The organism is Sphingobium sp. RS1, assembly GCF_056156825.1.
Genome location: NZ_JBLZXE010000003.1, coordinates 533,396 through 556,363, shown reverse-complemented (window position 1 = coordinate 556,363; position 22,968 = coordinate 533,396). Strand labels below are relative to the sequence as shown.

22 protein-coding genes are annotated in these 22,968 nt (G+C 63.6%); 17 read left to right on the top strand and 5 right to left on the bottom strand.

What is annotated here, in order from left to right:
- Positions 1-76 precede the first annotated feature (76 nt).
- The 4 genes from ACNHGR_RS22450 to ACNHGR_RS22435 are packed head-to-tail and all read left to right on the top strand — an operon-like array spanning position 77 to position 3,830.
- Complete coding sequence (locus ACNHGR_RS22450) at positions 77-1,015, top strand: alpha/beta hydrolase (RefSeq protein ID WP_475289076.1); 939 nt, start codon at positions 77-79, stop codon at positions 1,013-1,015.
- Positions 1,015-2,319 carry an MFS transporter gene (locus ACNHGR_RS22445; protein WP_475289074.1) on the top strand — a complete coding sequence of 435 codons (1,305 nt, stop codon included), beginning with the start codon at positions 1,015-1,017 and terminating at the stop codon, positions 2,317-2,319. The genes ACNHGR_RS22450 and ACNHGR_RS22445 overlap by 1 nt, the downstream gene beginning before the upstream one ends.
- Positions 2,320-2,376: 57 nt before the next feature.
- Positions 2,377-3,144, top strand: a complete 768-nt coding sequence (locus ACNHGR_RS22440; protein ID WP_184273276.1) for a helix-turn-helix domain-containing protein — start codon at positions 2,377-2,379, stop codon at positions 3,142-3,144.
- The gene (locus ACNHGR_RS22435) at positions 3,141-3,830 is read left to right on the top strand and encodes an FCD domain-containing protein (protein ID WP_184273273.1); all 690 of its coding nucleotides are present in this window, start codon (positions 3,141-3,143) and stop codon (positions 3,828-3,830) included. The genes ACNHGR_RS22440 and ACNHGR_RS22435 overlap by 4 nt, the downstream gene beginning before the upstream one ends.
- 49 nt (positions 3,831-3,879) lie before the next feature.
- Here ACNHGR_RS22435 and ACNHGR_RS22430 read toward each other — a convergent pair whose 3' ends face one another.
- Positions 3,880-4,896 carry an AraC family transcriptional regulator gene (locus ACNHGR_RS22430; protein ID WP_475289072.1) on the bottom strand — a complete coding sequence of 339 codons (1,017 nt, stop codon included), beginning with the start codon at positions 4,894-4,896 and terminating at the stop codon, positions 3,880-3,882.
- 77 nt (positions 4,897-4,973) lie between these two features.
- On the opposite strand from ACNHGR_RS22430, the gene ACNHGR_RS22425 reads away from it, so the two are divergent.
- The 4 genes from ACNHGR_RS22425 (at position 4,974) to ACNHGR_RS22410 (ending at position 8,597) form a co-directional block, all read left to right on the top strand.
- Positions 4,974-5,987, top strand: a complete 1,014-nt coding sequence (locus ACNHGR_RS22425) for a Rieske 2Fe-2S domain-containing protein (protein ID WP_475289070.1) — start codon at positions 4,974-4,976, stop codon at positions 5,985-5,987.
- Positions 5,988-6,553: 566 nt separating this feature from the next.
- Positions 6,554-7,267, top strand: coding sequence for an SDR family oxidoreductase (locus ACNHGR_RS22420; RefSeq protein WP_184273264.1), 714 nt, complete (start codon positions 6,554-6,556; stop codon positions 7,265-7,267).
- 92 nt (positions 7,268-7,359) lie between these two features.
- Positions 7,360-7,572, top strand: a complete 213-nt coding sequence (locus ACNHGR_RS22415; RefSeq protein WP_475289068.1) for a hypothetical protein — start codon at positions 7,360-7,362, stop codon at positions 7,570-7,572.
- A gap of 23 nt (positions 7,573-7,595) precedes the next feature.
- Positions 7,596-8,597: a LysR family transcriptional regulator gene (locus ACNHGR_RS22410; RefSeq protein ID WP_475289066.1), complete on the top strand. Its 1,002-nt coding sequence runs from the start codon at positions 7,596-7,598 to the stop codon at positions 8,595-8,597.
- Positions 8,598-8,600: 3 nt separating this feature from the next.
- Here the strand turns inward: ACNHGR_RS22410 and ACNHGR_RS22405 are convergent, their stop codons facing one another.
- Complete coding sequence (locus ACNHGR_RS22405; protein WP_475289064.1) at positions 8,601-9,050, bottom strand: winged helix-turn-helix transcriptional regulator; 450 nt, start codon at positions 9,048-9,050, stop codon at positions 8,601-8,603.
- Between the two features lie 122 nt (positions 9,051-9,172).
- Here ACNHGR_RS22405 and ACNHGR_RS22400 point away from each other — a divergent pair, with 122 nt between their 5' ends.
- Genes ACNHGR_RS22400 through ACNHGR_RS22390 form a run of 3 tightly spaced genes read left to right on the top strand, consistent with a single transcriptional unit; the run spans position 9,173 to position 11,813 of the window.
- Positions 9,173-10,000 (top strand): SDR family NAD(P)-dependent oxidoreductase, encoded by an 828-nt coding sequence (locus ACNHGR_RS22400; protein ID WP_475289062.1) that lies wholly within the window; start codon positions 9,173-9,175, stop codon positions 9,998-10,000.
- On the top strand, positions 9,997-11,583 hold the full coding sequence (locus ACNHGR_RS22395) for a phytoene desaturase family protein (RefSeq protein WP_475289060.1): 1,587 nt from the start codon (positions 9,997-9,999) through the stop codon (positions 11,581-11,583). The genes ACNHGR_RS22400 and ACNHGR_RS22395 overlap by 4 nt, the downstream gene beginning before the upstream one ends.
- A gap of 23 nt (positions 11,584-11,606) precedes the next feature.
- Positions 11,607-11,813 carry a hypothetical protein gene (locus ACNHGR_RS22390; RefSeq protein WP_184273249.1) on the top strand — a complete coding sequence of 69 codons (207 nt, stop codon included), beginning with the start codon at positions 11,607-11,609 and terminating at the stop codon, positions 11,811-11,813.
- Between the two features lie 92 nt (positions 11,814-11,905).
- On the opposite strand, the gene ACNHGR_RS22385 is transcribed toward ACNHGR_RS22390, so the two are convergent.
- Positions 11,906-12,562 carry a FadR/GntR family transcriptional regulator gene (locus ACNHGR_RS22385; protein ID WP_475289058.1) on the bottom strand — a complete coding sequence of 219 codons (657 nt, stop codon included), beginning with the start codon at positions 12,560-12,562 and terminating at the stop codon, positions 11,906-11,908.
- A gap of 144 nt (positions 12,563-12,706) precedes the next feature.
- Between ACNHGR_RS22385 and ACNHGR_RS22380 the strand changes: the two genes are divergently transcribed.
- The 3 genes from ACNHGR_RS22380 to ACNHGR_RS22370 are packed head-to-tail and all read left to right on the top strand — an operon-like array spanning position 12,707 to position 16,237.
- The gene (locus tag ACNHGR_RS22380; protein WP_475289056.1) at positions 12,707-13,714 is read left to right on the top strand and encodes an ornithine cyclodeaminase family protein; all 1,008 of its coding nucleotides are present in this window, start codon (positions 12,707-12,709) and stop codon (positions 13,712-13,714) included.
- Between the two features lie 31 nt (positions 13,715-13,745).
- Positions 13,746-14,756, top strand: coding sequence for a dihydrodipicolinate synthase family protein (locus tag ACNHGR_RS22375; protein WP_475289055.1), 1,011 nt, complete (start codon positions 13,746-13,748; stop codon positions 14,754-14,756).
- A 23-nt stretch (positions 14,757-14,779) separates the two neighbouring features.
- Positions 14,780-16,237, top strand: coding sequence for an NAD-dependent succinate-semialdehyde dehydrogenase (locus ACNHGR_RS22370; protein WP_475289494.1), 1,458 nt, complete (start codon positions 14,780-14,782; stop codon positions 16,235-16,237).
- Positions 16,238-16,619: 382 nt separating this feature from the next.
- Here ACNHGR_RS22370 and ACNHGR_RS22365 read toward each other — a convergent pair whose 3' ends face one another.
- Positions 16,620-17,738, bottom strand: a complete 1,119-nt coding sequence (locus ACNHGR_RS22365) for an FAD-dependent monooxygenase (protein WP_475289054.1) — start codon at positions 17,736-17,738, stop codon at positions 16,620-16,622.
- 366 nt (positions 17,739-18,104) lie between these two features.
- The gene (locus ACNHGR_RS22360; protein WP_475289053.1) at positions 18,105-19,145 is read right to left on the bottom strand and encodes a helix-turn-helix transcriptional regulator; all 1,041 of its coding nucleotides are present in this window, start codon (positions 19,143-19,145) and stop codon (positions 18,105-18,107) included.
- A gap of 130 nt (positions 19,146-19,275) precedes the next feature.
- Between ACNHGR_RS22360 and cysD the strand changes: the two genes are divergently transcribed.
- The 3 genes from cysD (at position 19,276) to ACNHGR_RS22345 (ending at position 22,959) form a co-directional block, all read left to right on the top strand.
- Positions 19,276-20,187, top strand: a complete 912-nt coding sequence (gene cysD, locus ACNHGR_RS22355; protein ID WP_184273228.1) for a sulfate adenylyltransferase subunit CysD — start codon at positions 19,276-19,278, stop codon at positions 20,185-20,187.
- Positions 20,188-20,293: 106 nt separating this feature from the next.
- Entirely contained in the window at positions 20,294-22,195 is a 1,902-nt protein-coding gene (gene cysN / locus ACNHGR_RS22350; RefSeq protein ID WP_475289050.1) for a sulfate adenylyltransferase subunit CysN, read from the top strand.
- The gene (locus tag ACNHGR_RS22345; RefSeq protein ID WP_475289049.1) at positions 22,192-22,959 is read left to right on the top strand and encodes a 3'(2'),5'-bisphosphate nucleotidase CysQ; all 768 of its coding nucleotides are present in this window, start codon (positions 22,192-22,194) and stop codon (positions 22,957-22,959) included. Before cysN ends, ACNHGR_RS22345 begins: the two co-directional genes overlap by 4 nt.
- Positions 22,960-22,968: the final 9 nt, after the last annotated feature.

Genomic DNA, 22,968 nt, shown 5'->3' with positions numbered 1-22,968 from the left:
TTAGCCGGGGGGCTAAACTGTCCGGCCGCGCCCAATTCCCCTGGGGGCGGCCGGGCATCATAACAAGAGGATGGCCATGACCAGTCTGCCGCTCGTCGATCCGGCGCTCCGCCCGATGCTGGAGGCGCTGCCGACCCAGCGCCTTTCGGCCGACATGTTGCCCGCGCTGCGCGAGCAGGGCTTTCCCGCACCGCCCTTTGCGGATCGCGGCGTCACGCTGGAACGGCGGAGCGTGCCGGGGCCGAAGGGCGCGCCCGATATCCTGCTCCACATCTATCGTCCACCGGATGCTGCCGGGCCGCTGCCCTGCATCTACCATATCCATGGCGGCGGCCATGTGACGGGTAGCGCGGCCGATCTGCAATGGCTGCATCATCCTTTGGTCGCCGACCTCCACTGCCTGTTGGTGTCGGTCGACTATCGCCTCTCACCCGAAGCGCCTTTCCCCGCCGCGATCGAGGATTGCTATGCCGGCCTTGGCTGGCTGTTCGAACAGGCAAACGCGCTGGGCGTGGATCGCGACCGGATCGGGGTAACGGGGGAGAGTGCGGGCGGGGGCCTTGCCGCCGCGCTGGCGCTGATGGTGCGGGACCGGGGGGCATATCGCCTCGCTTTCCAGCATCTGATCTATCCGATGCTGGACGATCGCACCTGCACGGCGGTCGATCCGCATCCTCATGCCGGGGAATTTATCTGGACTGCGCATAATAATCATTTCGGCTGGTCGGCGCTGCTGGGCCATGCACCGGGCGCGGCCGGTGTGTCGCCCTATGCCGCGCCGGCGCGGGCAGACAGCCTGGTCGGGCTGCCGCCGACCTTCATCGCGACCGGCGCGCTCGACCTGTTTCTGGAGGAAGATATGGACTATGCCCGCCGCCTGCTGCGCGCAGGGGTGCCGACCGAATTGCACGTCTATCCCGGCGCCTTCCATGCGTTCGACATCTTCGCCGATGCGCCGGTGTCGCTGCAGGCGCGGCGCGACAGTCGGGCGGCGCTGGAACGGGCGCTGGCCTGATGGCGACGATCATCCCCGCCGCCGTGCCGGCCAACCCGCCATCCTTCCTGCGCATCCTGCCGTCGCTTCTGATCCTGGCGCTCGCGATGGCGGCGGGCTTCACCATGATGGGTTCGTTCAGCATGGTGCAGGAGGGGGCCAAGGCGGAAATGGCGCTGAGCGATTTCCAACTGTCGCTGGTGCAGGGCGTGGCGGCCGCCGTGCCGCTTTTGCTCTTTTCCATACCCATTGGGTTATTGGTGGATCGTACCAACCGGCTGCGGCTGTTCATCGGGCTGGCCGTGGTCTGGACCATCGGCACTTTCCTGACCGCCACGGCGCAGAGCGTGACCATGCTTTTCATTGCCCGCATGCTGGCGGGCATCGGCACCACCGGCGCGCTGACGGCGGCGCTGTCGCTCTGTGCCGACCTCTGTCCGCCGCATCAGCGGGGCAGGGCGCTGCTGATCGTGACGTTGGGCAAGGCCTTGGGGCAGGCGGGTGCGTTCGCGCTGGCGGGCTGGCTGCTCAGCCTGTTCCTGCATCGCGGCGCGGGAGAAATGTTCGGCGCTGTCGCGCCGTGGCGCGCCACCCATTATGCGCTGGCGGCGATCAGCGCCGCGCTCGTCCTGCCGATGCTCCTGCTGCGGGAGCCTGCGCGGCGAGAGGTGGCGGCTGGCATCCATGCCCCCTGGCGTGTCGTGATGGCCGAACTCTGGTCGCGCCGGGCCTTCCTCGCGCCGCTGTTCATCGGGCAGGTCAGCGTGGTCATGGCCGATGCCGCCGCCGCCATCTGGGCATCGCCCGTGCTATCGCGCAGCTATGGGCTGGCGCCGCCCGATTTCGCCGGCTGGATGGGCAGTCTCATCTTCCTGACCGGGGTGGCCGGATCGGTGCTGGGTGGCGTGGCGGCCGATATCGGCCAGAAGAGCGGTCGCAAGGGCGGGCTGCTGATCGGCGCGGTCGTTGCCGCCGGCCTTGGCATCCCGGCCGCGCTCTTCCCGGTCATGCCGGCCATTCCGGCTTTTGCCGTGGCGCTGGGTGCGCTGATGCTGTGCGGGACGATCACAGGCCTTATCACCTCGGTCGCGCTGACGGTGATGTTGCCCAATGAATTGCGGGGCCTGTGCATCGGCGCCTTCATCGCGCTGGCCGGGCTGATCGGCTTTGGCGTCGCGCCCACGCTCGTCACCGCGATCAGTGCTTTGCTGGGCGGGGAAAAGCATCTGGGCGAAGGGCTGGCTTTGGTGGGGGTTACTGTCAGCCTCGTATCGCTCGGCGCCTTCTGGATGGCCATGAAACGCTCTCCTGCCAAACCTATCTGATAGCTATTGCCAAAAGCTATCAGATAGGTCATACATGTGGGCAAGGAGAGAACGCCCATGGACCGAATCATCGTATCGCCGGAAATGATCGCGCTGGTGGGGTCGGGGCAGGCCGTAGCCGCCAATGACGCAGGGCTGACAGCGGCCTTCATTCTGGGCTTTGGCTCGGTGGGGCAGGCGGCCTCTGTTCGGCTGATCGACCGGCCCACCCAGGATGATCTGAACGAGGATCAGAGCAGTCGCCTCGTCCTGCTGGTATCGCCCGATGCCTGCGCGCGGGTGGCGAATGGCGCCATGCCGCTGGCCCCTGGGGTCGCTTATTATCTGCCGGCGCCGTTGCGCGCGATCGCAATCGCCATTCGCGATTGCCGTCTGCATGAAGCCGCCGCCACGCCCTATCGGCTTGCCAAGAGTATCGAGCTGTTTTGCGACTTGCTGCACAGCGGGCGGGAGGCAGCCTATGTGCCGATCGGCCAGGACGCACTGCTGTCCCGCGCGGACAGCGAGCGGCTGTTGGCGGCCCGGCGGCTGATCGAGGATCGCTGGGCAGAGAAGCTGACGCTGGATGCTATCGCGCGGGCCTGCGGCCTCAACCGGGCCAAGCTGACGCGCGGCTTTCGCGACATGTTCGGCTGCACCGTGGCCGATGCGATCACCGCGCAGCGACTCGACCGCGCGGGGGCGATGCTGCTGGGCACCGAATTGCCGGTTTCGTCGGTCGGCTATCGCTGCGGCTATCTCAACAATGCCAGCTTCACCCGCGCCTTTGCCCGGCATTTCGGCGTTGCACCGACGCAATATCGTGCGCACAGGCTGGCGGCATGACGGAAGACGGCGGCTCCCTTGTCAATCGCGCCATTCAGGCGGTGCGCGACCATATTCGCGACCATGGCCTGAAGGTCGGCGACACATTGCCGGGCGAAGGCCGTTTTGCCGCCGACCTCGGCGTCAGCCGGGCGGTGATGCGCGAGGCTTTTGGCGCGCTCGCGGCGCTGCGCCTGATCGACGTCGGCAATGGTCGCCGCGCACGGGTGGGCGCGATCGACGGATCGGTCATGGGGGCGTCGCTGGACCATGCCGTGTCGACCGAGCAGGTCAGCGTCGCCGATGTGTGGGACGTGCGCCGCACGCTGGAACTGCGCATCGCCGCGCTCGCTGCGGAACGACGCACCGAAGAGCAGGCCTCCAATATTCTTGCGATCGCACAGGCCATGGCCGATGGCAGAGACGATATGGCGCAGATCACACAGCACGACATTGCGCTGCACACCGCCATTGCCGAGGCGGCATCCAACCTGCTGTTCGCGCAGATCATGCGTTCCTTCGCACCCCTAATGGAAACGGCGGTGCCGCGCGCCTGGGAAACGCGCCAGACCGACGCGCAGCGGGATGATATCCTGGCCTGTCACATGGAACTGGCCCAGGCGATCGTCCGGCGTGATCCGGTCGGCGCGGCGGCCGCGATCGACCGGCATTTCGACACCTCGATCGGGCAGATGCTGGGTTCCTGATGCCGCGCCCTGCGGCTGTGGGAAGAAGATGATGCGCCTTGTCAGGATGTCAGGGCGCGCCCGATGTATCTAACCCGCGGGCGGGGCCGTGGCGCTGCCGATAGTCTCGCGGCGACATGGCGTACATGCTGTAAAAGGCCGACCGGAAAGCGCGTTCCGACGCATAGCCGCAGGCCTGCGCAAGCGCCGCCACGCTCTGTCGCCCATTGGCCAGCGCATGCGCGGCATAATCCATCCGGCATGTCAGCAGATAACCGGCCGGGGTGCGCCCCGTCAGCTCGCCGAACCGCTGGATGAAGCGCGTCCGCGACATTCCGGCCTCCTTCGCCATGGCGGCAATGGACCAGGCCTTGCCCGGCTCCAGGCGCAGGGCGCGAATGAGACGCGCAAGGCCATTGCCGCCATGGGCAACCCCCGCCATCTCGCCTGCGCCGTTCAGATAAGCGCGCAGAAGTTGCGTTGCGACGAGCTGGACCGCGGCGGCGCATATGGCCAGAAATCCGTCGCGCGGTTGAGCCTCGTCCTCTTCCAGCAACCTGTCCAGGGCGTCCGCCCAGTGATCGATCCTGGCCTCATCCGCCCGCAGGAGGATATGATTCGGGGCCGCTTTCATGATCGCCGCGTCCCTTGCGCCGCGACTGAAGGTCATCGTCGCGCCGAGCAGGCGAACATTCTTGTCCGGCCCGCCCCAGGCGATTGAAACGGGGCGGTGATAGCCGCTAGCGCTGACTGCCGGGCCACCGCTCCGCCGCCATATTTCGGCAATGTCATGACAATCACCATCCCCCCCGCCTGATCCGAGGCGAGCGGGATCACCGCGCACGGCAATTAGGCAATCCCCCGGCTTCAGGTCGGTCCATCGTCCGTCCGTCAATCGGAGCCGGCACAGGCCTTCTCTGGCGATGAAGATATAGGGAAAACCGTTCATTTCCAGACCCCATGGCGGGCCGAAATGAAAGGCGGCAACGGATGCCGCCGTAATCTGCATCTCGGCCAGCATGACGCTGACGCTGTCAGCGGTTACATCGTTTGACCGAAACAGCCGATTTTGCGCACGCGCGGTCATCACGCTCCTGCCCGATCGGTCGCTATCATGCCTTCAGCCAGCGCGCGATCGAGGCGCGCGGCAGAGAGGATCATGACATGCCTTATCTTATGAACCATTGGTATGCGGCCGCGTGGGAGGACGAACTGGCCGCTGCGCCGCTTGCCCGCACGATCCTGGACCAGCCGATCGTCCTCTACCGCGACAGTGCGGGCCAGATCATCGCATTGCAGGATAGCTGCCCGCATCGTTTTGCGCCGCTCAGCCTGGGGCGCGTGGAGGGGGACATGCTGGTCTGCGGCTATCATGGCCTCGGCTTTGTCGAAGGCGGGCGATGCGCGCGCAATCCGCATGGCAAGGGCGTCATCACGTCGGGCATGGCGGTCCGTTCCTATCCGATCGCCATATCCCATGGCCTGATATGGGTCTGGATGGGCGATGCGGCGCCTGACATGAGCCTTATTCCGACCCTTCCCGCGCTGGCGGGCGAATGCACCTGGGTCAAGGGGCGGTTGCATGTCGATGCCCATTATCAACTCGTCGTCGACAATCTGCTCGACCTCACCCATGTCGAATTCCTGCATCCTTTCCTCTCCAACCCCGGCAACGCGTCGCGAACGAAAGTCAGTGCACGCCAGGAAGCGGATCGTGTGACATCCACCTACGACGTGGTCGAAGAACCCGTCAGCGGACTTTTCCGGCTCTTTTGGACCGATCCTGCCGATACTGGCAATATGTGCGTCGAAATGACATGGGAAGCACCGGCCGTTCTGAACCAGAATAATGTCATGTTCCCGGCCGACAAAGGCCGGGAAGCCGGCATCGACATTCCCTTCATCCATGTACTGACCCCGGAAACGCAGGATTCGACCCATTATTTCTGGAAGATGGGCCGCTATGTCGCGAAAGACGACCAGCAACTGTCCGAGGCGATCTATCACGGGATACAGACGGCCTTCGAACAGGAGGACGAGCCGATGATCCGTGCGGTTCGCAGCCGCATGCATTCCAGCGATCTCCTGTCCCATCGATCCGTAGCCCTGCCCATGGACGAAGCATCCATCCGTGCCCGGCGGATACTCCAGCGATTGCTGACCGAGGCGGCCGGTTAATCGGTTTCGCGCGATATCGGGACAGCATGCCGGGACAGGCGCATGCCCGCCTACGGCGGAGCAATTGGGGGGGGGCGCATATCAATCTATATCTCAATTGACATGCATCAATCATAATATAGATATAGTTGGAAAGCGGCTGGCAGGCCGTTGATTCGCACGGAGAGGAAATCGGATCATGACATGTGTCGATCCTGACGTTCGGCCCGACGCCGGCGGCTTTGCGGCGACAAGCCGGCGCCGGTTCATGCAGGCAGGTATGGGTCTGGCCAGGAAAACGATGGCTGCCCTGATGACGCAGGCCGGTTCCTGACCGACGGCGACGTCTGTCGCCCCTTCGATACTTCCATGAAATCGTTGGGACGCCGTTCGTGAAATCGATTGGACTTGATGCCGGCATGCGTCTTGGGTGCCGCCGGGGATGGATGCGGGATAATGCGATATGGCTTGATCGCATCACGGCCATCGACAGTCCATGCACAGCATCGTCACGATAGTCTGGACCATCGCTGCGTGGCTGCCATGCCTGCTTTGGAAAAAACAGAATGACGAGGGAGAGAAAGAATATGGGTAATCGGTTGGCCGGTCGGATCGCGGTCGTCACCGGGGCGGCCAATGGCATTGGAGCCGGCATCGCGGCCTGTTTCCGGTCGGAGGGGGCAACGGTCATCGGCGTCGATCTGTCCGGCGCAGACCGGGACTGCGACCTGACCGACGAAGCGGCGACGCAGGCATTGTTCGCTGCCATCGGGGCCGAACATGGCCGCATCGACATATTGATCAATGCGGCTGCCTTCGCCGTCTTCGCCTGGATCGAGGACATGTCCTATGCGGATTGGAAACGTACGCTGACGGGTGAACTGGACATCGTGTATCTGGCGACGCGGTCGGCCTGGCCCTGGCTCAAGGCAAGCGGCGTGGCGAGCATCGTCAACTTCGCATCTGCCAATGCCCGGCACGCGCTCGACGGATCGCCTGCCCTGGCCCATTGCGCAGGCAAGGGCGGCGTCCTTGCGATGACGCGTCAACTGGCGATGGAGGGCGCCCCCCATGGCATTCGCGCCAACAGCATCGCGCCGGGCTTCATCCGTACTGCCGCCACCGCCCGGCATTTGGCTGCCGACCCGGATTTCGAGCGGCAGGTTCTGGCCAAGAACATGGTCAAGCTGCTGGGTGAGCCGGAAGATATCGCCTGGTGCGCGGTCTGGCTGGCGAGCGGGGAAGCGCGCTATGTCACCGGCGCCGACATTGCCGTTGATGCGGGCGCTACGGCCTGGTGAGCGACTGTGAAAGCAAAGACAGGGCAGGGCGGCAGAGTTTGCGGATCGTGATAACCCGGGCCGGCGGGTTTGTCGGCCGCCGAATCGTGCAGATGCTGCGCATCAGCATGGGGGATCTGGCCGGGGAAATTGCCCGGCAATGCGGCGTGTCGACCGATCTGGTTCGTTACAATCCCGCCCCTGTCCTGGAAGCCGGCTTTGCCACGCAGCCGCCCTTGTCCACGATCGCTGCGGAACGAGCAGGCTTCGCGGATGACGGCGAACTTGCTAGACTGATCAAAAATGCTCTTGAGACTTTGTCTTAATCAGAAGGGCAGGGGAGGATGCTATGCGTTTTGGACGGCTGGACCTCAATCTACTGGTAGCACTCGATGCGCTCCTGACGGAAAAAAGCGTGTCACTCGCCGCCGAGAAATTGTGCCTGTCGCAATCTGCGACATCGAGCGCACTTGGGCGCCTGCGCGACTATTTCGGCGATGAACTTCTGCTGGTGATGGGGCGCCAAATGGTTCTTACCGCCCGCGCCGAAGCACTGACCGAGCCTGTGCGCGCGGTACTGGAGCAGATACGCTCCACCGTCACCGTCGCACCCGCCTTCGATCCGGCCACGGCGGAGCGAACCATCGGCATCATGGCGTCCGATTACATGACCCAGGTTCTGCTGGCGGAGGTGATCGCGCAGATCGGCCAGGATGCGCCGGGATTGCGCTTCGAGATTCAACCCATGGCCGACCATCCGACCGACGCGCTGGAGCGCGGTTATATCGACCTGCTCATCACGATTGATTATGCCGTGTCGACCGATCATCCCAGCCAGTTCCTGTTCGAGGATGATTATGTCGTGCTGGGCTGGATCGACAATCCGGCCATGGCAAAACCCATGACCCGCGAACTCTATTTTGAACTTGGTCATGTCGCGGCCCGTTTCGGCAAGTCGCGGGTGGCCGCATTCGACGACTGGTTCGTCCGGCGGCAGAAGCAGCAGCGCCGGGTGGAGGTGGTCGCGCCGACCTTCCTGTCGCTGGCCGGCCTGGTCGTGAACACACACCGCATCGCCACGGTCCACCGTCGCATGGGCGAGATGTTCGTGCGCAATTTCCCGCTGGTCATGCGCGAAACCCCTTTCGCCATTCCGCCCATTCGCGAAGTCGTGCAATGGCATATCGGTAACGGGAAAGACCCTGCGCTCGCCTGGGTCGTGGACCGGCTTGCCAGCGCGGCCCGCCAGACGGTAGCGGCGAACAACGTGGTTGCGCTGGACGATGTCAGCCGCGACCTGAGCGATCGACAGCGGCTGGAGTTCGAATTTCGCGAAAATCACAAGCGATAGCGTTCACCCGTCGCCCAGCGCCTGCCTGTCATAGGCCACCCTGGCCCGATGAATGTCCTGCGACCGGTCGTTGATCCATCCGATCATGGCGTGAACTTGCGCCGAAAGGTCGATACCAAGGTCCGACAGGCGATAGGCGACCTTTGGCGGGATGTCGCCGCTTACCGATCGCAGCACGAACCCGTCCCGTTCCAGCGCACGCAGCTTGAGCGTCAGCACCCGCTGCGAGATAGCCTGTTCGGAAGACAGCGCGACCATGACCCGCTTAAGGTCGGCATGGCGTGTCTCGCCATGACTGAGGATGAGCAGGATCAAACTCGTCCAGCGATCGCCCAGCATGCCCATCACCGCGCGGGCCGGCGCATCGCGATCATTGCCATAACGCGCCATATCCTGTGCAAGGGTCAGGATCGCCGGGCGGCGCAGCGGGTCATCCTCCGGCAATCGCGTCATGGCCGCCATACTATGCACCACAGGACCAAGGTCAATCACGGCGCAATGGGGAAGCGGCAGGGAACAAAAAAGTGCCGTCTTCCAGACGATGCAACGGCGGGAGTAGAAGGCGGAAACAACGCATGGAAGGAGAGGTCATGGTCGCCGACGCGATACGCATGGACGGCAAGGTCGTCATCATCACGGGCGGCGCAGGGGGCATAGGGGCCGCGACCGCGCGCCTGCTTGCCGCACGAGGCGCCCGGATTGTCATTGCCGACATCGCGATCGATCCGGCCGAGGTGCTGGCCGCTCTGCTGCCCGATGCCATCGCCGTTCAGGTCGATCTGGCCGATGAAGCATCGATCGAGGCAATGATCGGAGCGACCATAAGCCATTATGGCCAGTTGGACGTCCTGCACAATAATGCCGCCCTGCTGGGGCCGGACATCGCGCGTCAGGATGAAGATGTCGAAACCATGGCGACCGACCTGTGGGATCGCACCTATGCCGTGAATGTGCGCGGCACGATGATCGCCTGCCGCGCGGCCTTGCCCCATCTGCGCGCGCGCCGGGGTAATATCGTCAATACCGTCAGCAATCTCGCCTTGCAGGGCCATATCATCCAGGCGGCCTATGCCTCGTCCAAGGCCGCGGTGATCCAGATGACGCGCAGCATCGCGGCGAGCCACGGCATCCATGGCGTGCGGGCCAATGCGGTGGCGCCCGGCATGACCATGACGCCGGCCCTCCGCCAGGCGTTCCCGGTGCCGCTGCGCGAGGCGGTTGAGGCGGAAACCCTCCGCGACCAACTGGGCGAGCCGGAGGATATAGCCGAAACGGTTGCGTTCCTCGCATCCGACGCTGCGCGCAACATCACCGGTCAGTTGCTGGTCGCCGATGGCGGCTGCGCCAGCCATGTTCCCGGCCTCGCCCGGTTCCGGGCCTTTTTCGCGGGAGAAGATGCATGAGCCATTATGATATCGTCGTCATGGGGGCGGGCCATAATGGCCTGGTTGCCGCCGCTTATATGGCCAAGGCAGGCAAGAAGGTGCTCGTCCTTGAACGCAAGCCCCATTATGGCGGTGGCGTCTCCACGCGCGAACTGATCCAGCCCGGCTTCTGGCATGACGAGCACAGCAATGTGCACATCATGATCCAGGGCAACCCCATGTTGCGCGAGGATGAACTGGGCCTGCTGTCGAAATTCGGGCTGGAATATATCTATCCCGAACTGCCCCATGCCTCCATCTGGGACGATGGCACGATCGTGCGGTCCTGGCGCGATCTCGACCGCACTTGTGAGGAGATTGCCGCCTTTTCACGCAAGGATGCGGACGCCTATCGCAAGTTCGCCCAGGCCAGCATGGCCGCGCTGCCGATGTTCATGTCCGGCCTGTATGCGCCGCCCTTTCCCATGGGGGCGTTCGTCGCGATGATGGACCAGTCGGACGAGGGGCGCTTCCTGCTCGACGTCATGCAGCGCTCCGCGCTCGATGTGGTGAACCAATATTTCGAAAGCGACCTGCTGCGCCTGCACATCGTCCGCATGGTGACGGAAAATCTCCAGATGCCGGACGAACTGGGAACCGGCATGGGGGCGTTCCTGATGCCCGGCATCATCCATGCCTATGGCTGCTCCATGCCCAAGGGCGGGTCGGGGCAGTTGTCGCACGCACTGGTCCGGGCGATCGAGCATTTCGGCGGAGAGGTGCGCTGCAATGCGGAGGTGCGCCGGGTGCTGGTATCGTCCGGCCGCGCGGTCGGGCTGGAACTGATCGACGGGGAGACATTCACCGCTAAGGACGGCGTCATCGGCGCCATCCATCCCCATGTGCTGCGCAAGTTCGTGGCGGAAACGCCAGAACCCGTGCTGGAACGGGCCGAGCGGGTGACCCAGTCGACCTTCTCCATCAACCTGACCCATCTGACGTTGAAGGAAAGGCTGAAGCTGAAGGTCGGCAACGACACCAATGCCATGATGACCGAGCTTATGGACTTTTACAGCATGCGCGACATGCTGCTGGAATATGACAAGCTGCGCCGAGGTGAAGTGTCCCACCGGCTGATCGCCGGCGGCGACAACACCATCTTCGACCCCAGTCGCGCGCCGGAGGGGGCAGGGGTCTTCTACGGCGTGAACTTCGCGCCCTATGATCTTCATCCCGGCGGCCCCGCATCCTGGGACGCCTGCAAGGAAGAGGTCGCCGACCGGGCGCTGGCCCAATATCGCAAATTCTACGCGAACCTGAGCGATGACAATATCACCGGCCGCCTGATCCGGTCGCCGGTCGACCATGAACGGGACAGCCCGGCGAGTTTCCTGAAGGGCGACATTCATGGCTGCGCGCCCTTCTTCTACCAGTCGGTCGCGCATCGCCCCACGCCCGATCTCGGGTCGTTGCGCGTGCCGGGGATAGAGGGCCTCTACCTGGTCGGGCCGTTCATGCATCCGGGCGGCGGCGTGTTCGGCGCGGGGCGCGCGACCGCGATTCAGATGATGGACGATCTCGACATCGAATATGACAAGGTCTGCGGGAGGGCGGTGCAGTGAAGGAGCGGGGCAAGAAAGGCGGCATGCGCATCCTGGACGCGCAGGACAAGGAGTTGATGACCGTCCGCAAGATCGAACGGGATGGCAACGACCTCGTCATTCGCGGCAAGATATTCGGCGCCATGCCGATGGTGGCCAAGGTGACGCCCGCAGAAGCGCGCGCCGCGCTGAAGCTGCTGGACGTGAAGACGATCCTGTTTCTGGTCAGCCTGCTGTTCCGCAAGGGGTAGCGCAGCAAGAAGGGAAGGGGCCGCGCAAGCCGCCGTGCCGCTTCCTCATATTTGCGAAGTGCATCAATTCAATATTGATGCACTTTTTGAGTCTATCGCAGGCCGAATAATTTGGTGCGCAGCGACAGCAGATGCTCGCGCATCAGATTTTCCGCCGCAACCGGGTCATGATCTGCAATCGCCTGAACGACGACTCCATGCTGCGAATCGGTATCTTCCTTCGGTCCCGGTTCGCTGCCGAACACTTGATCGATCCGTCGATCGAGCGTGACCTTCATCTGCGCCCGCAACGTGTCGTACAGCAGCAGCAGCAGCATATTGTGCGACGCCTGCGCGATCAGCCGATGCAGTCGCTCGTCCAGTCGCTTCCACACCAGCATTGATCCCGCCGAGCGCATCTCCTCCAGACAGGCCTGCATGACTTCCAGATCTTCGGGCGTCGCGTGGACGGCAGCCTGGGCCGCCAATTGCGGCTCCAGCAAGGTGCGGGCCTGAAGGATGTCATCCACGCTGAAAGATGTCGCGACCTGCGGCGTTTCGATCAATTGGCGCGTTCCAATGAACGTGCCTTTGCCGACATGGCGCCAGATCGCCCCCTCATCCTCCAGTTTCTTGAGCAGCGTGCGCAACCGGCCGCGCGAAACGGCCAGCGTCTCACTCAGCCGCGGTTCGGGCGGAAGCCGCGTCTCTCCCTTGTCCAACGTCTCCTCGAGCAGCGTACGCAGCCGGCCAAGATCATTATCCGTCACATTCGTCTCCTGATCTCCTGCCTATACCAGCAGACGATGTGAACGACAGTATAATCAATAGTTCAATTGACACTAATCAATGAGGACATTATTGATTTGTGCCATGATCGCCGCCTTTGACGGCGCGACAGGAAGGATGCCCCTTTGGCCGACCAGATTTGCCTATCGACCCTGCTGCTTTCCGATGCGGACGTCCTCGCTGCATTCGACTGGTCCGATGCCGTGGCAGCACTGCGCACGGCTTATGCAGGCGCGTCGTCGGACGCACAATTCCCACCCCGCACCATGGCGCGGGGCGAAGGCCTGTGGCTGCGGACCCTGTCGGGGATCATGCCGGGACAGGCGATCATGGGGGCGAAGTTGATCGCCGCATCCCCTGCTGCAAAGGCGGCCTCTTATCTCATTCCGCTGTTCGACGGGCAAAGCATGGCGCTTGTCGCGTTGCTCGACGGCAATTCCATCACCGGTTTCCGTACCGCCGCCACCTCCGCACTCGCGGCCCGGCAGCTTTCGGCACAGACAAGTCCGCGGGTGGCGGTGATCGGTTCGGGGTTCGAGGCGCGCACGCATCTGGAAGCGATGGCCCAGTCGGGACCGATGGGGCACATCAGCGTCTTCAGCCCCCGCGAAACGAGCCGAACCGCCTTTTGCGAGGCCATGGCCGCCAAGGGTGTCACCGTCGCGGCGGCCCAAAGTGCCGAAGCTGCCGTCGCCGACAGCGATCTGGTCATATGCGCGGCCCGCTCGCGCGACGAAACGCCCACCATATTGGGGCGCTGGCTGCGCCCCGGCATGACCGTCATCTCCATTGGCTCGACCTTGCCGGAGCAGCGGGAACTGGACCCCGAAGCGATCGCCCGCGCTGATCTGATCGTCGCCGACATGGTGGAAGAAGTCGCGCGTGATACAGGCGACATGATCGCAGCGCGGACGGCCGGCGTGCTGTTCGACGACAAGCTGGTGAGCCTGTGCGACGTGGTGTCCGGCGCGCGACCGGGCCGGACCGATCCGGCGCAGATCCTGCTCTATAAATCGGTGGGCGCAGCCATTCAGGATCTGGCGGTCGCACAGCTTTGCATGGAGCGCGCGCGTGTGGCCGGCATCGGCACGGTCATCGCGGCGCCGGTCACGCCCGTTGCCAAGGGCAAATAACCCCATTCCCTATATTCCCGGAGACTATCCCATGCCCAGTTACACTCGATCCGAAGCCCGCGCCTGGGCGCGCGAAAAGATGCTTGGCGTCGCGAACGTGACCATACCCACCATGACAGGCGATTTCACGGCTCTCAATGAAACGGCGGCCCGGCATGATGTGGAAACGGCGATCGCCCATGGCTTCGTCGGCACGCTCGCCTGTTCCGAAGTCGCGATCTCAATGGAGGAATATCGCCGGCTGGTCGAAGTGATGGTGGAACAGGCGGCCGGACGCCTATTCGTGGTCCATCATGCCGTGTTCAACACGCTGGAGGATAATATCGCGGCCGCGCGCCTTGCCTCGCAAGCCGGCGCGGAACTGGTACTGCTGGGTTATCCGCCCTATTTCTACCCGGAATCGCTGGAAGACGTCTATGCCTACACAAGGGCATTTTGCGATACGACCGACCTGGCCGTCATGCTGTTTCCCATTCCGACCTGGGGTTTTGGCCGGTTCAGCCCGATCGACATGCCGGTCGACCTGCTGCGCCGGCTGGTGGACGATTGCCCCAATGTCGTGGCGATCAAGGCAGAAGGCGGCATGCCGCACATCATGGGACCGATCGAGGTGCATCGCGCCTTCCATGAGGAGGTCGTGATTTCCTTCCCGATGGAGCATGAATTCACGCCCCTGGCGCAATTGATCGACGTGCCCTTCTGCGGCACCAACTTCTCCGCCTTCTTCGGGCCGGTCCTGCCGCGCATCTTCACGATGATCCGCGAAGGGCGGCTGGACGAGGCAACGGCCGAATTCCACCGCATCGATCCCGCCCGCAAGGCCTTCGCCAGCGTCCCGCAGGCCGGTAATGGCCTCATCAACCGGATGATGTGGAAATATGAAGCGTGGCTTCAGGGCTATAATGGCGGCCCGCTGCGCCATCCGACCGCCCGCGTCTATCAGCGGGACATGATGGCATTGCGGCGTGGGCAGGAAGCAGCGGGGCTCAACCCCACCACGGATGCCGATGCCCTGTTCTTCATCGGCCGCAATCCGGCCTGAAGGGATTTGCGATGACCGATATCATGCCTCTTCCGCTCAAGGATGCCGGCCTGCTGCGACAGGCCATGCTGATCGACGGCCAATGGGTCCAGTCCGACAGCGGTCGTACCATAGAGGTTCGCAACCCGGCCAATAATGCGCTCATCGCCCATGTGCCCGATGCCTGCGAGGCAGAAACCCATCGCGCCATCGCCGCCGCCGAGCGGGCGCTCATGAGCTGGCGCACGACCCTGGCAAAGGAACGCGCCGCCATCCTGCGCCGCCTGTACGAACTGATGCTGGAACATGGCGACGATCTCGCCCTGCTGATTACCGCGGAACAGGGCAAGCCGCTGGCAGAGGCGCGGGGCGAGATATCCTATGCGGCCAGTTTCATCGAATGGTTTGCGGAAGAGGCCAAGCGGGCGAATGGCCAGATCATCCCGGAAAATCTCCATGGCCGCCGGATATTGGTCCAGAAGGTGCCGGTCGGCGTCTTCGCGGCGATCACGCCATGGAATTTCCCCGCCGCGATGATGACGCGGAAGGCGGGGCCGGGATGGGCGGCAGGCTGCACCGGGGTCATCAAGCCGGCCAGCCAGACGCCCCTGACGGCGCTGGCCCTGGGCGTGCTGGCCGAACGGGCCGGGCTGCCGGCAGGCGTATGCAATATCGTCACGGGATCGGCGCGCGCGATCGGGGGCGCTCTGACGGCCAGTCCGATCGTGCGCAAGCTGTCCTTTACCGGCTCGACCGAGGTCGGTGCGCTGCTGCTTGAACAATGCGCGCCGACGATCAAGCGCACCAGCATGGAACTGGGCGGCAACGCGCCTTTCATCGTCTTTGACGATGCCGATCTCGAAACGGCGGTCAAGGCTGCGCTGGTCGCCAAATATCGCAATAGCGGCCAATCCTGCATCGGCGCCAATCGCTTTTTGGTGCAGGCCGGCATTCATGACGCCTTTGCCGCCCGTCTGGCGGAGGAGACGGCAAAACTGAAGGTGGCCGACGGCATGGATCCCGACGTTGCGATCGGACCGCTGATCGATGCCGCCGCCGTGGCGAAGGTGGAAGCGCATGTCGCCGACGCGGTTGCGCGGGGCGCGCGCATTGCCTGCGGCGGCCACCGCCATGCGCGCGCCGGTCATTTCTTCGAACCGACCGTGCTGGTCGACGTGCCGCGCGACGCCGCGATCTTCGATGAAGAGACGTTCGGGCCGGTCGCCCCGCTGTTCCGTTTCGAAACCGAGGGTGAAGCGATTGCCATGGCCAACGACACGCCGTTCGGCCTGGCCGCCTATGTCTGCGCGCGCGATGTCGGCCGGATATTCCGCACGGTAGAAGGGCTGGAATTCGGCATGGTCGGCGTGAACGAGGGGCTGATCTCGACCGAGGTCGCGCCGTTCGGCGGGGTCAAGGCGTCGGGTGTCGGGCGCGAGGGTGCCGCCTGCGGCATCGAGGAATATCTGGAAACCAAATATGTCGCCCTTGGTGGAATATGATCGGGTGAGGCACAGGGATTCGATCCCCGATGGCTATTACAGGTCCATGCGACAGGCTGATGCCGGCGATAGCGCGGTTGCGGAAATCGTCCTGCCCATGAGATGTCGGTTGCAATCGATTCAGAGGGTAGCGATCGCCGTCGATGCCGTCTGCACCGACAATCTGGTACCGCGTGCTATCCTGTTGGCAGATGAGGTCATCGGAACATTTTGCGCTTCAATCCAATCGCATCATGCTCTGTGGATCGGCGTCCGAGCAGGGCGGCTCCGGCGCGCTTTCTTGTTTTAGCAGCAAAAGGTCGAGCCGCCCTCGTAGCGATGCGTAAAAACAGAAAAGCGGACGGACCAATCCATGCGACCGGATCGACCCGTCGAACGTCGCTCACATCGGCTTGGCCAGTTCCACCACGCTTTGTCCCATGATTTCGGCGATGCGGGCGTCATGGCCGCCCTCCTGCTCCAGCTTGCAGATGAGCACGCTGTTTTCCACCACCAGACGGCTGCGTTCCCAGCGGCGTTCGCCAAAGGCTTTCCAACTTGCCGCCATGTCGTCGGCCTGACCCAGCATCTGCCCGACCAGCAGGCCGTCTTCCACGGCAAGACCGGCGCCGGACGCGAGATGCGGGGTCGTGGCATGCACGGCGTCCCCGATCAGGCCGATCCGGCCGACATGCCAGGGCAGGGGAACCAGCAATGCTTCCAGCGGTCGATAGACAACCCCGGACCCTTCGTTCAGCCCTTCACGGACCAGCCGGATATTGCCGCCGATCGGCGCCAGCAAATCATCCATCCGCGCCACCAGTTCGTCATCGGGGATGAACGGGTTGCCCGGCATCCTGACATTGGCAAACAGATACATCTTGTCGGGCGAGCAGGGATTTATGCCCACCTTGAAATCGGTGCCGAAATAGATTTCCGGGCTGGTCACATGATCCGGGCGATTGGCCAAAAGGCGCCAGCAACCTTGGCCCGTAAACTCGGCTTTCGGCGCATCGGGCAGGATCGTCTGGCGTGTTGCGGAATGGAAACCATCGGCGCCGACCACGGCGTCATAATGACCGGCTGTGCCGTCGCTGAACTGCACGTCGACCCGATCGGCCGATTGCACCATATGTGTCGCACTGATCCCCAGCCGCACATTGACGCCCAGTTCCCGGACGCGCGCAGCGAAAATGGCATGGAGGCGGGGCCGCAATATGCCGCCAGCCTGCGGAAGGCCTTCCTCCAGAAAGGGCGCCATGATTTCCCGCTGAAACTGTCCATCCGCCGAGAAGAATTTCGTGCGATCGGAAAGATATCCCTGTTTTCGAACCTCACCCAACAGGCCCAGCCGGTCGAACGCGCGCAGCGTGGGGCCTGTGATGGTCATGCCGGCGCCCAGGGCACGCCATTGCGGATCGATGTCGATCAGATCGACCGACGCGCCCGCCATGCGCAGGGAAATAGCAGCCGACATGCCCCCCGTTCCGCCACCTATCACCAGGAAAGTCTTCACCGTCATTGCCTACCTCGTTCATCCTCTCAACCTGTCTCCCTTAGCCCCCGGCGCGACGGCACTCCCGCGCATTTTACCGATTGCTGATGTTCGATCCGGTGGATGGCAGAAGGGAACAGGACTGAAGATATTTGGCGGTTGCTCCTGGCCTTGGGTGACGACGACGCCCACCGGCGGCGAAAAAGATCGATAATATATCTTATGTTAAATCATAGACTGTTCCGCTGCGGCAAACACCTGTCCAACTCGCTGTAGCAGAACGCGCTGCCATACGCTCAAACCAGTCGCGCTTCGCACTATCCCGGCAGTTCGCCCTGACATGTCAGAGCGGCCGAGGATAATCCGTCGGCAAAGGTTGGTTGCAGGATATGTTCAGGCGATCGCCAGCAGGCTGCTCAGGATGATCCGTACCAGTTCAGCCTGCCCCCGCGCACCCATCTTTGCGTAGATTTTCTTGGAATAGTTGCGGGCCGTCTCCACCGTCAGGTTGAGGTTGGCGGCGGCTTCGGCAATCGGAATGCCCTGTGCGATTTCCCATGCCAGTCGCGCTTCGCTCGGCAACAGGCCGAAGGATTCCACCAGTTGCTCGCAGCGATCCGCCTGGGATGATCGGTCGCCGCTCAGATAGACGATCGCGACGGGCGCACCGCCCGCCGCAACCGATCCGCCCCGGAACGGCGCCACCAGCATGTCCATCCATGGATCGCGACTCAGATTGATCGCGCGCGGCCGCGCCTCGGCATCCTGCGCGAACTGCTTGACCAGCGCGGTCAACTCCCGGTCCAGCCCCGCCGACGTCGGCGTCAGCCGGTCATAGCGGCCTCGCCGCAAGATGCTGCTTCGCTGGAACAATTGCTCGACATGCGCGGTCATGTCGAGGATGCGGCATTGCGCGTCCAGTGTCAGCCAACCGAAATTCAACCGGCCGAACGCCTCCGATGTCAGGTCCGACCGCAATTTCTCCCGCTCCATCGCCACGAAGCTGCGCAGCGCGATCCGCAGATGCGGCACCAACGCGGTCAGCATGGCGCTGGTCGCTGAAGACATGCCCGCGCCGGCGCAACTCAGCCAGCCATCCACGCCGCTCGCCTCCGTCACGCGGACCGACCGGACATCCTCCACGCCCAGATCGCGAAGAAAGGCCGCCCGATCGCCAGCCGAGCCGTCATCAGCGGCGGGCATCAGTTCGGCCAGCGAATAGACCCGCCCTTCCCGCATCGCGCGACCGGCCGTCGCTGCCTGTGCGTCTGGCCCGTACAGCCATCGCGACAGGGGCGGCGTTGTGGCGCCGCCGGCATGCAGTTCCACGATGCCCTTTTCATCGATCGGCTGGAAGGCCAGGCTGACATGGCTGGTGCGCAACCGGCCGCGCAGCCGTTCCAGAAAGTCATGCCATAGGGGTTGCTGAAACATGCCCTCGTGCAGGCTGGCCAAGAGGCCGGAATCATCCAATCGCATAGCAAAATCATACACCCTCCCATTTGGGAGGTCCAATCAAAGTTGCCTGATGCCAAGGAAGCACGCAAGAAGATTGCGAGGATCTATGGTGGACGCGAAGACCCTGACCCATTTGGAGCGACTCGAAGCGGAGAGCATCCACATCCTGCGGGAAGTGGTCGCCGAGGCCGAGAAGCCGGTGATGCTCTATTCGGTGGGCAAGGACAGCGCCGTGATGCTGCATCTGGCGCGCAAGGCCTTCTACCCTTCGCCGCCGCCCTTCCCTCTGCTGCATGTCGACACGACCTGGAAATTCCAGGAAATGTACAAGCTGCGCGATCGCATGGCGCAGGAAAGCGGCATGGAACTGCTGGTTTACCAGAATCCCGAAGCGGCCGAACGCGGCATCAACCCGTTCGATCACGGCCCTCTCCACACCGATATGTGGAAGACCGAAGGGCTGAAGCAGGCGCTCAACCTCTATGGCTTCGACGCGGCCTTCGGCGGCGCGCGGCGCGACGAGGAAAAGAGCCGGGCCAAGGAGCGCATCTTCTCCTTCCGCACCGCATCGCATGGCTGGGACCCCAAGAACCAGCGTCCGGAGCTTTGGAACCTCTACAATGCGCGTAAGAACAAGGGTGAGAGCATTCGCGTCTTCCCGATCAGCAACTGGACCGAGCTGGATATCTGGCAATATATCCACCTGAACGACGTGCCGATCGTGCCGCTCTATTTTGCGGATGAACGCCCGACGGTGGAGCGCGACGGCATGCTGCTGATGGTCGATGACGATCGCTTCCCGCTGCAACCGGGCGAAGAACCGGTGATGCGTTCGATCCGCTTCCGCACCCTGGGCTGCTACCCGCTGACCGGCGCGGTCGAGAGTACGGCCAAGACGCTGCCGGACGTCATCCAGGAAACGCTGCTGACCACCACGTCCGAACGGCAGGGCCGCGCCATCGACAAGGATGCGGGCGGCGCCGGCATGGAGAAGAAGAAGCAGGAAGGGTATTTCTGACGGGACGGCGTCATCCCAGCGGAAGCTGGGATTTCAGGCCTCCAGACGGAACCTTCGCCCAAGATCAACGCGTTCCCAGCTTTCGCTGGGATGACGGGATGAACAAATGACCGACCCCATTTACAAGACCGACGCCCTCATCGCGCAGGATATCGACCAGTATCTCAAGGTGCATGAGCATAAGACGATGCTGCGCTTCATCACCTGCGGGTCGGTGGACGACGGCAAGTCGACGCTGATCGGCCGCCTGCTTTATGACAGCAAGATGATCTTCGAGGATCAACTGGCCGCGCTGGAAGCGGACAGCAAGCGGGTCGGCACGCAGGGGCAGGAAATCGACTTCGCCCTTCTGGTCGATGGCCTCGCCGCCGAGCGTGAACAGGGCATCACGATCGACGTCGCCTATCGCTTCTTCGCCACTGAAAAGCGCAAGTTCATCGTCGCCGACACGCCCGGCCACGAACAATATACCCGCAACATGGTGACCGGCGCCTCGACCGCCGACCTCGCCGTCATCCTGATCGACGCGCGCAAGGGCATCCTGACCCAGACCCGCCGCCACTCCTATCTTGCCCACCTGATCGGCATCCGCAACATCGTGCTGGCGGTGAACAAGATGGATCTGGTCGGCTACGACCAGGCAGTGTTCGACAAGATCGTCGCCGACTATGCCGAATTCGCCCGATCGATCGGCATCACGGCGTTCACGCCCATGCCGATCTCCGGCTTCAAGGGCGACAATATAACCGGCCCGTCGGACAACACGCCCTGGTACAAGGGGCCTGCGCTGATCGAACATCTCGAAATGGTCGAGGTCAACAGCGCGGCCGATGCCGACAAGCCGTTCCGCATGGCCGTGCAGTGGGTCAACCGCCCCAATCTCGACTTCCGCGGCTTTTCCGGTCAGATCGCGACCGGATCGGTCCGGCCCGGCGACGCGGTCCGCGTCCTTCCCTCGGGCAAGACCAGCACTATCACGCGTATCGTGACGCTCGACGGCGACCTGCCGCAAGCCGTGGCTGGCCAGTCGGTCACGCTCTGCTTCGCCGATGAGGTAGACTGCTCGCGCGGCGACGTGATCGCGACGTCGGACAACCCGCCGCAGGCGGCCGACCAGTTCGAGGCAACGATCGTCTGGATGGCGGACGAAGAAATGCTGCCGGGCCGTTCCTACTGGCTCAAGGTCGGCACCCAGATGGTGACCGCGACGATCCAGCAGCCCAAATATCAGGTCAACGTCAACACGATGGAGCATCTGGCGGCCAAGACGCTGGAACTCAATGCCATCGGCGTCGCCAACCTGTCGACCGACAAGCAGATCGTGTTCGAACCCTATGCGGCCAATCGCACGCTGGGCGGCTTCATCCTGATCGACAAGCTGACCAACGCGACGGTGGCGGCAGGCATGCTGCACTTCTCGCTCCGCCGCGCGCAGAATGTCCACTGGCAGGCCACCGATGTCAGCCGGGACTTCCATGCCAATCTGAAGAACCAGAAGCCCGCCGTGCTGTGGTTCACCGGCCTGTCGGGTGCGGGCAAATCGACCATCGCCAATCTGGTGGAAAAGAAGCTGGCGCGGATGAACCGCCACACCTTCCTGCTGGACGGCGACAATGTCCGCCATGGCCTGAACAAGGATCTGGGCTTTACCGATGCCGACCGGGTGGAAAATATCCGCCGCGTGGGTGAGGTGGCGAAGCTGATGACAGATGCTGGCCTGATCGTCATCACCGCCTTCATCTCGCCCTTCCGCGCCGAACGCGACATGGTGCGCAGCATGATGCAGCCGGGCGAATTCGTGGAAGTGCATATCGACACGACGCTGGCCGATGCGGAAGCCCGCGACGTCAAGGGTTTGTACAAGAAGGCACGGGCGGGCGAGCTCAAGAATTTCACCGGCATCGACAGCCCCTATGAAGCGCCGGAAGATCCGGAAATCCGCGTCGACACCTCCATCATGTCGGCCGAAGAGGCGGCCGAGGCCATCGTCGCCCGGTTGATCCCATGAGCGCGGCGCTATCCGACGCCGCGCTGGCCAGCCATCTGGCCGAAATAGCAGGTCGCTTGCTGCTGGACGTCCGTGCATCGGGCCTGTTCAGCGCCAAGGCGCTGGGTAAGGCGGGCGACCAGACCGCCAACCAGTTCCTGTGCCACGCCCTGCGTGAGCAGCGGCCCGAGGACGGGCTGCTGTCCGAAGAGGAAAAGGACGATGAGGAGCGGCTGGGCAAGGGCCGCGTCTGGATCGTCGATCCGGTAGACGGCACGCGCGAATATGGCGAGGAGCGGACCGACTGGGCCGTCCATGTGGGGCTGGCCATCGACGGCATCCCCAGCATCGGGGCGGTCGCCCTGCCCGGGCTGGATGGCGGTGTCGTCCTGCGCACCGATCAGGTCCGCACTGTACCGGCGGCGCCGGCACGGCTGCGCATGGTGGTCAGCCGCACCCGTCCCGCCGCCGAAGCGGTCGCGGTGGCGCAGGCGCTGGATGCCGAACTGGTGCCGATGGGCTCCGCCGGGGCAAAGGCGATGGCGATCATTCTGGGGCAGGCCGACATCTATCTGCATAGCGGCGGCCAATATGAATGGGACAGCATGGCCCCGGTCGCGGTCGCCCGTGCCCATGGTCTGCATTGCTCGCGTATCGATGGATCGCCGCTCGTCTACAATCAGCGCGACGTCTATCTGCCCGACCTGCTGATCTGTCGCCGCGAACATGCCGACGATGTGTTGCGGCAGGTCGCCCGCTTCCAGCAGGACGGCGCGAGCGCCTGACGGCGCCCC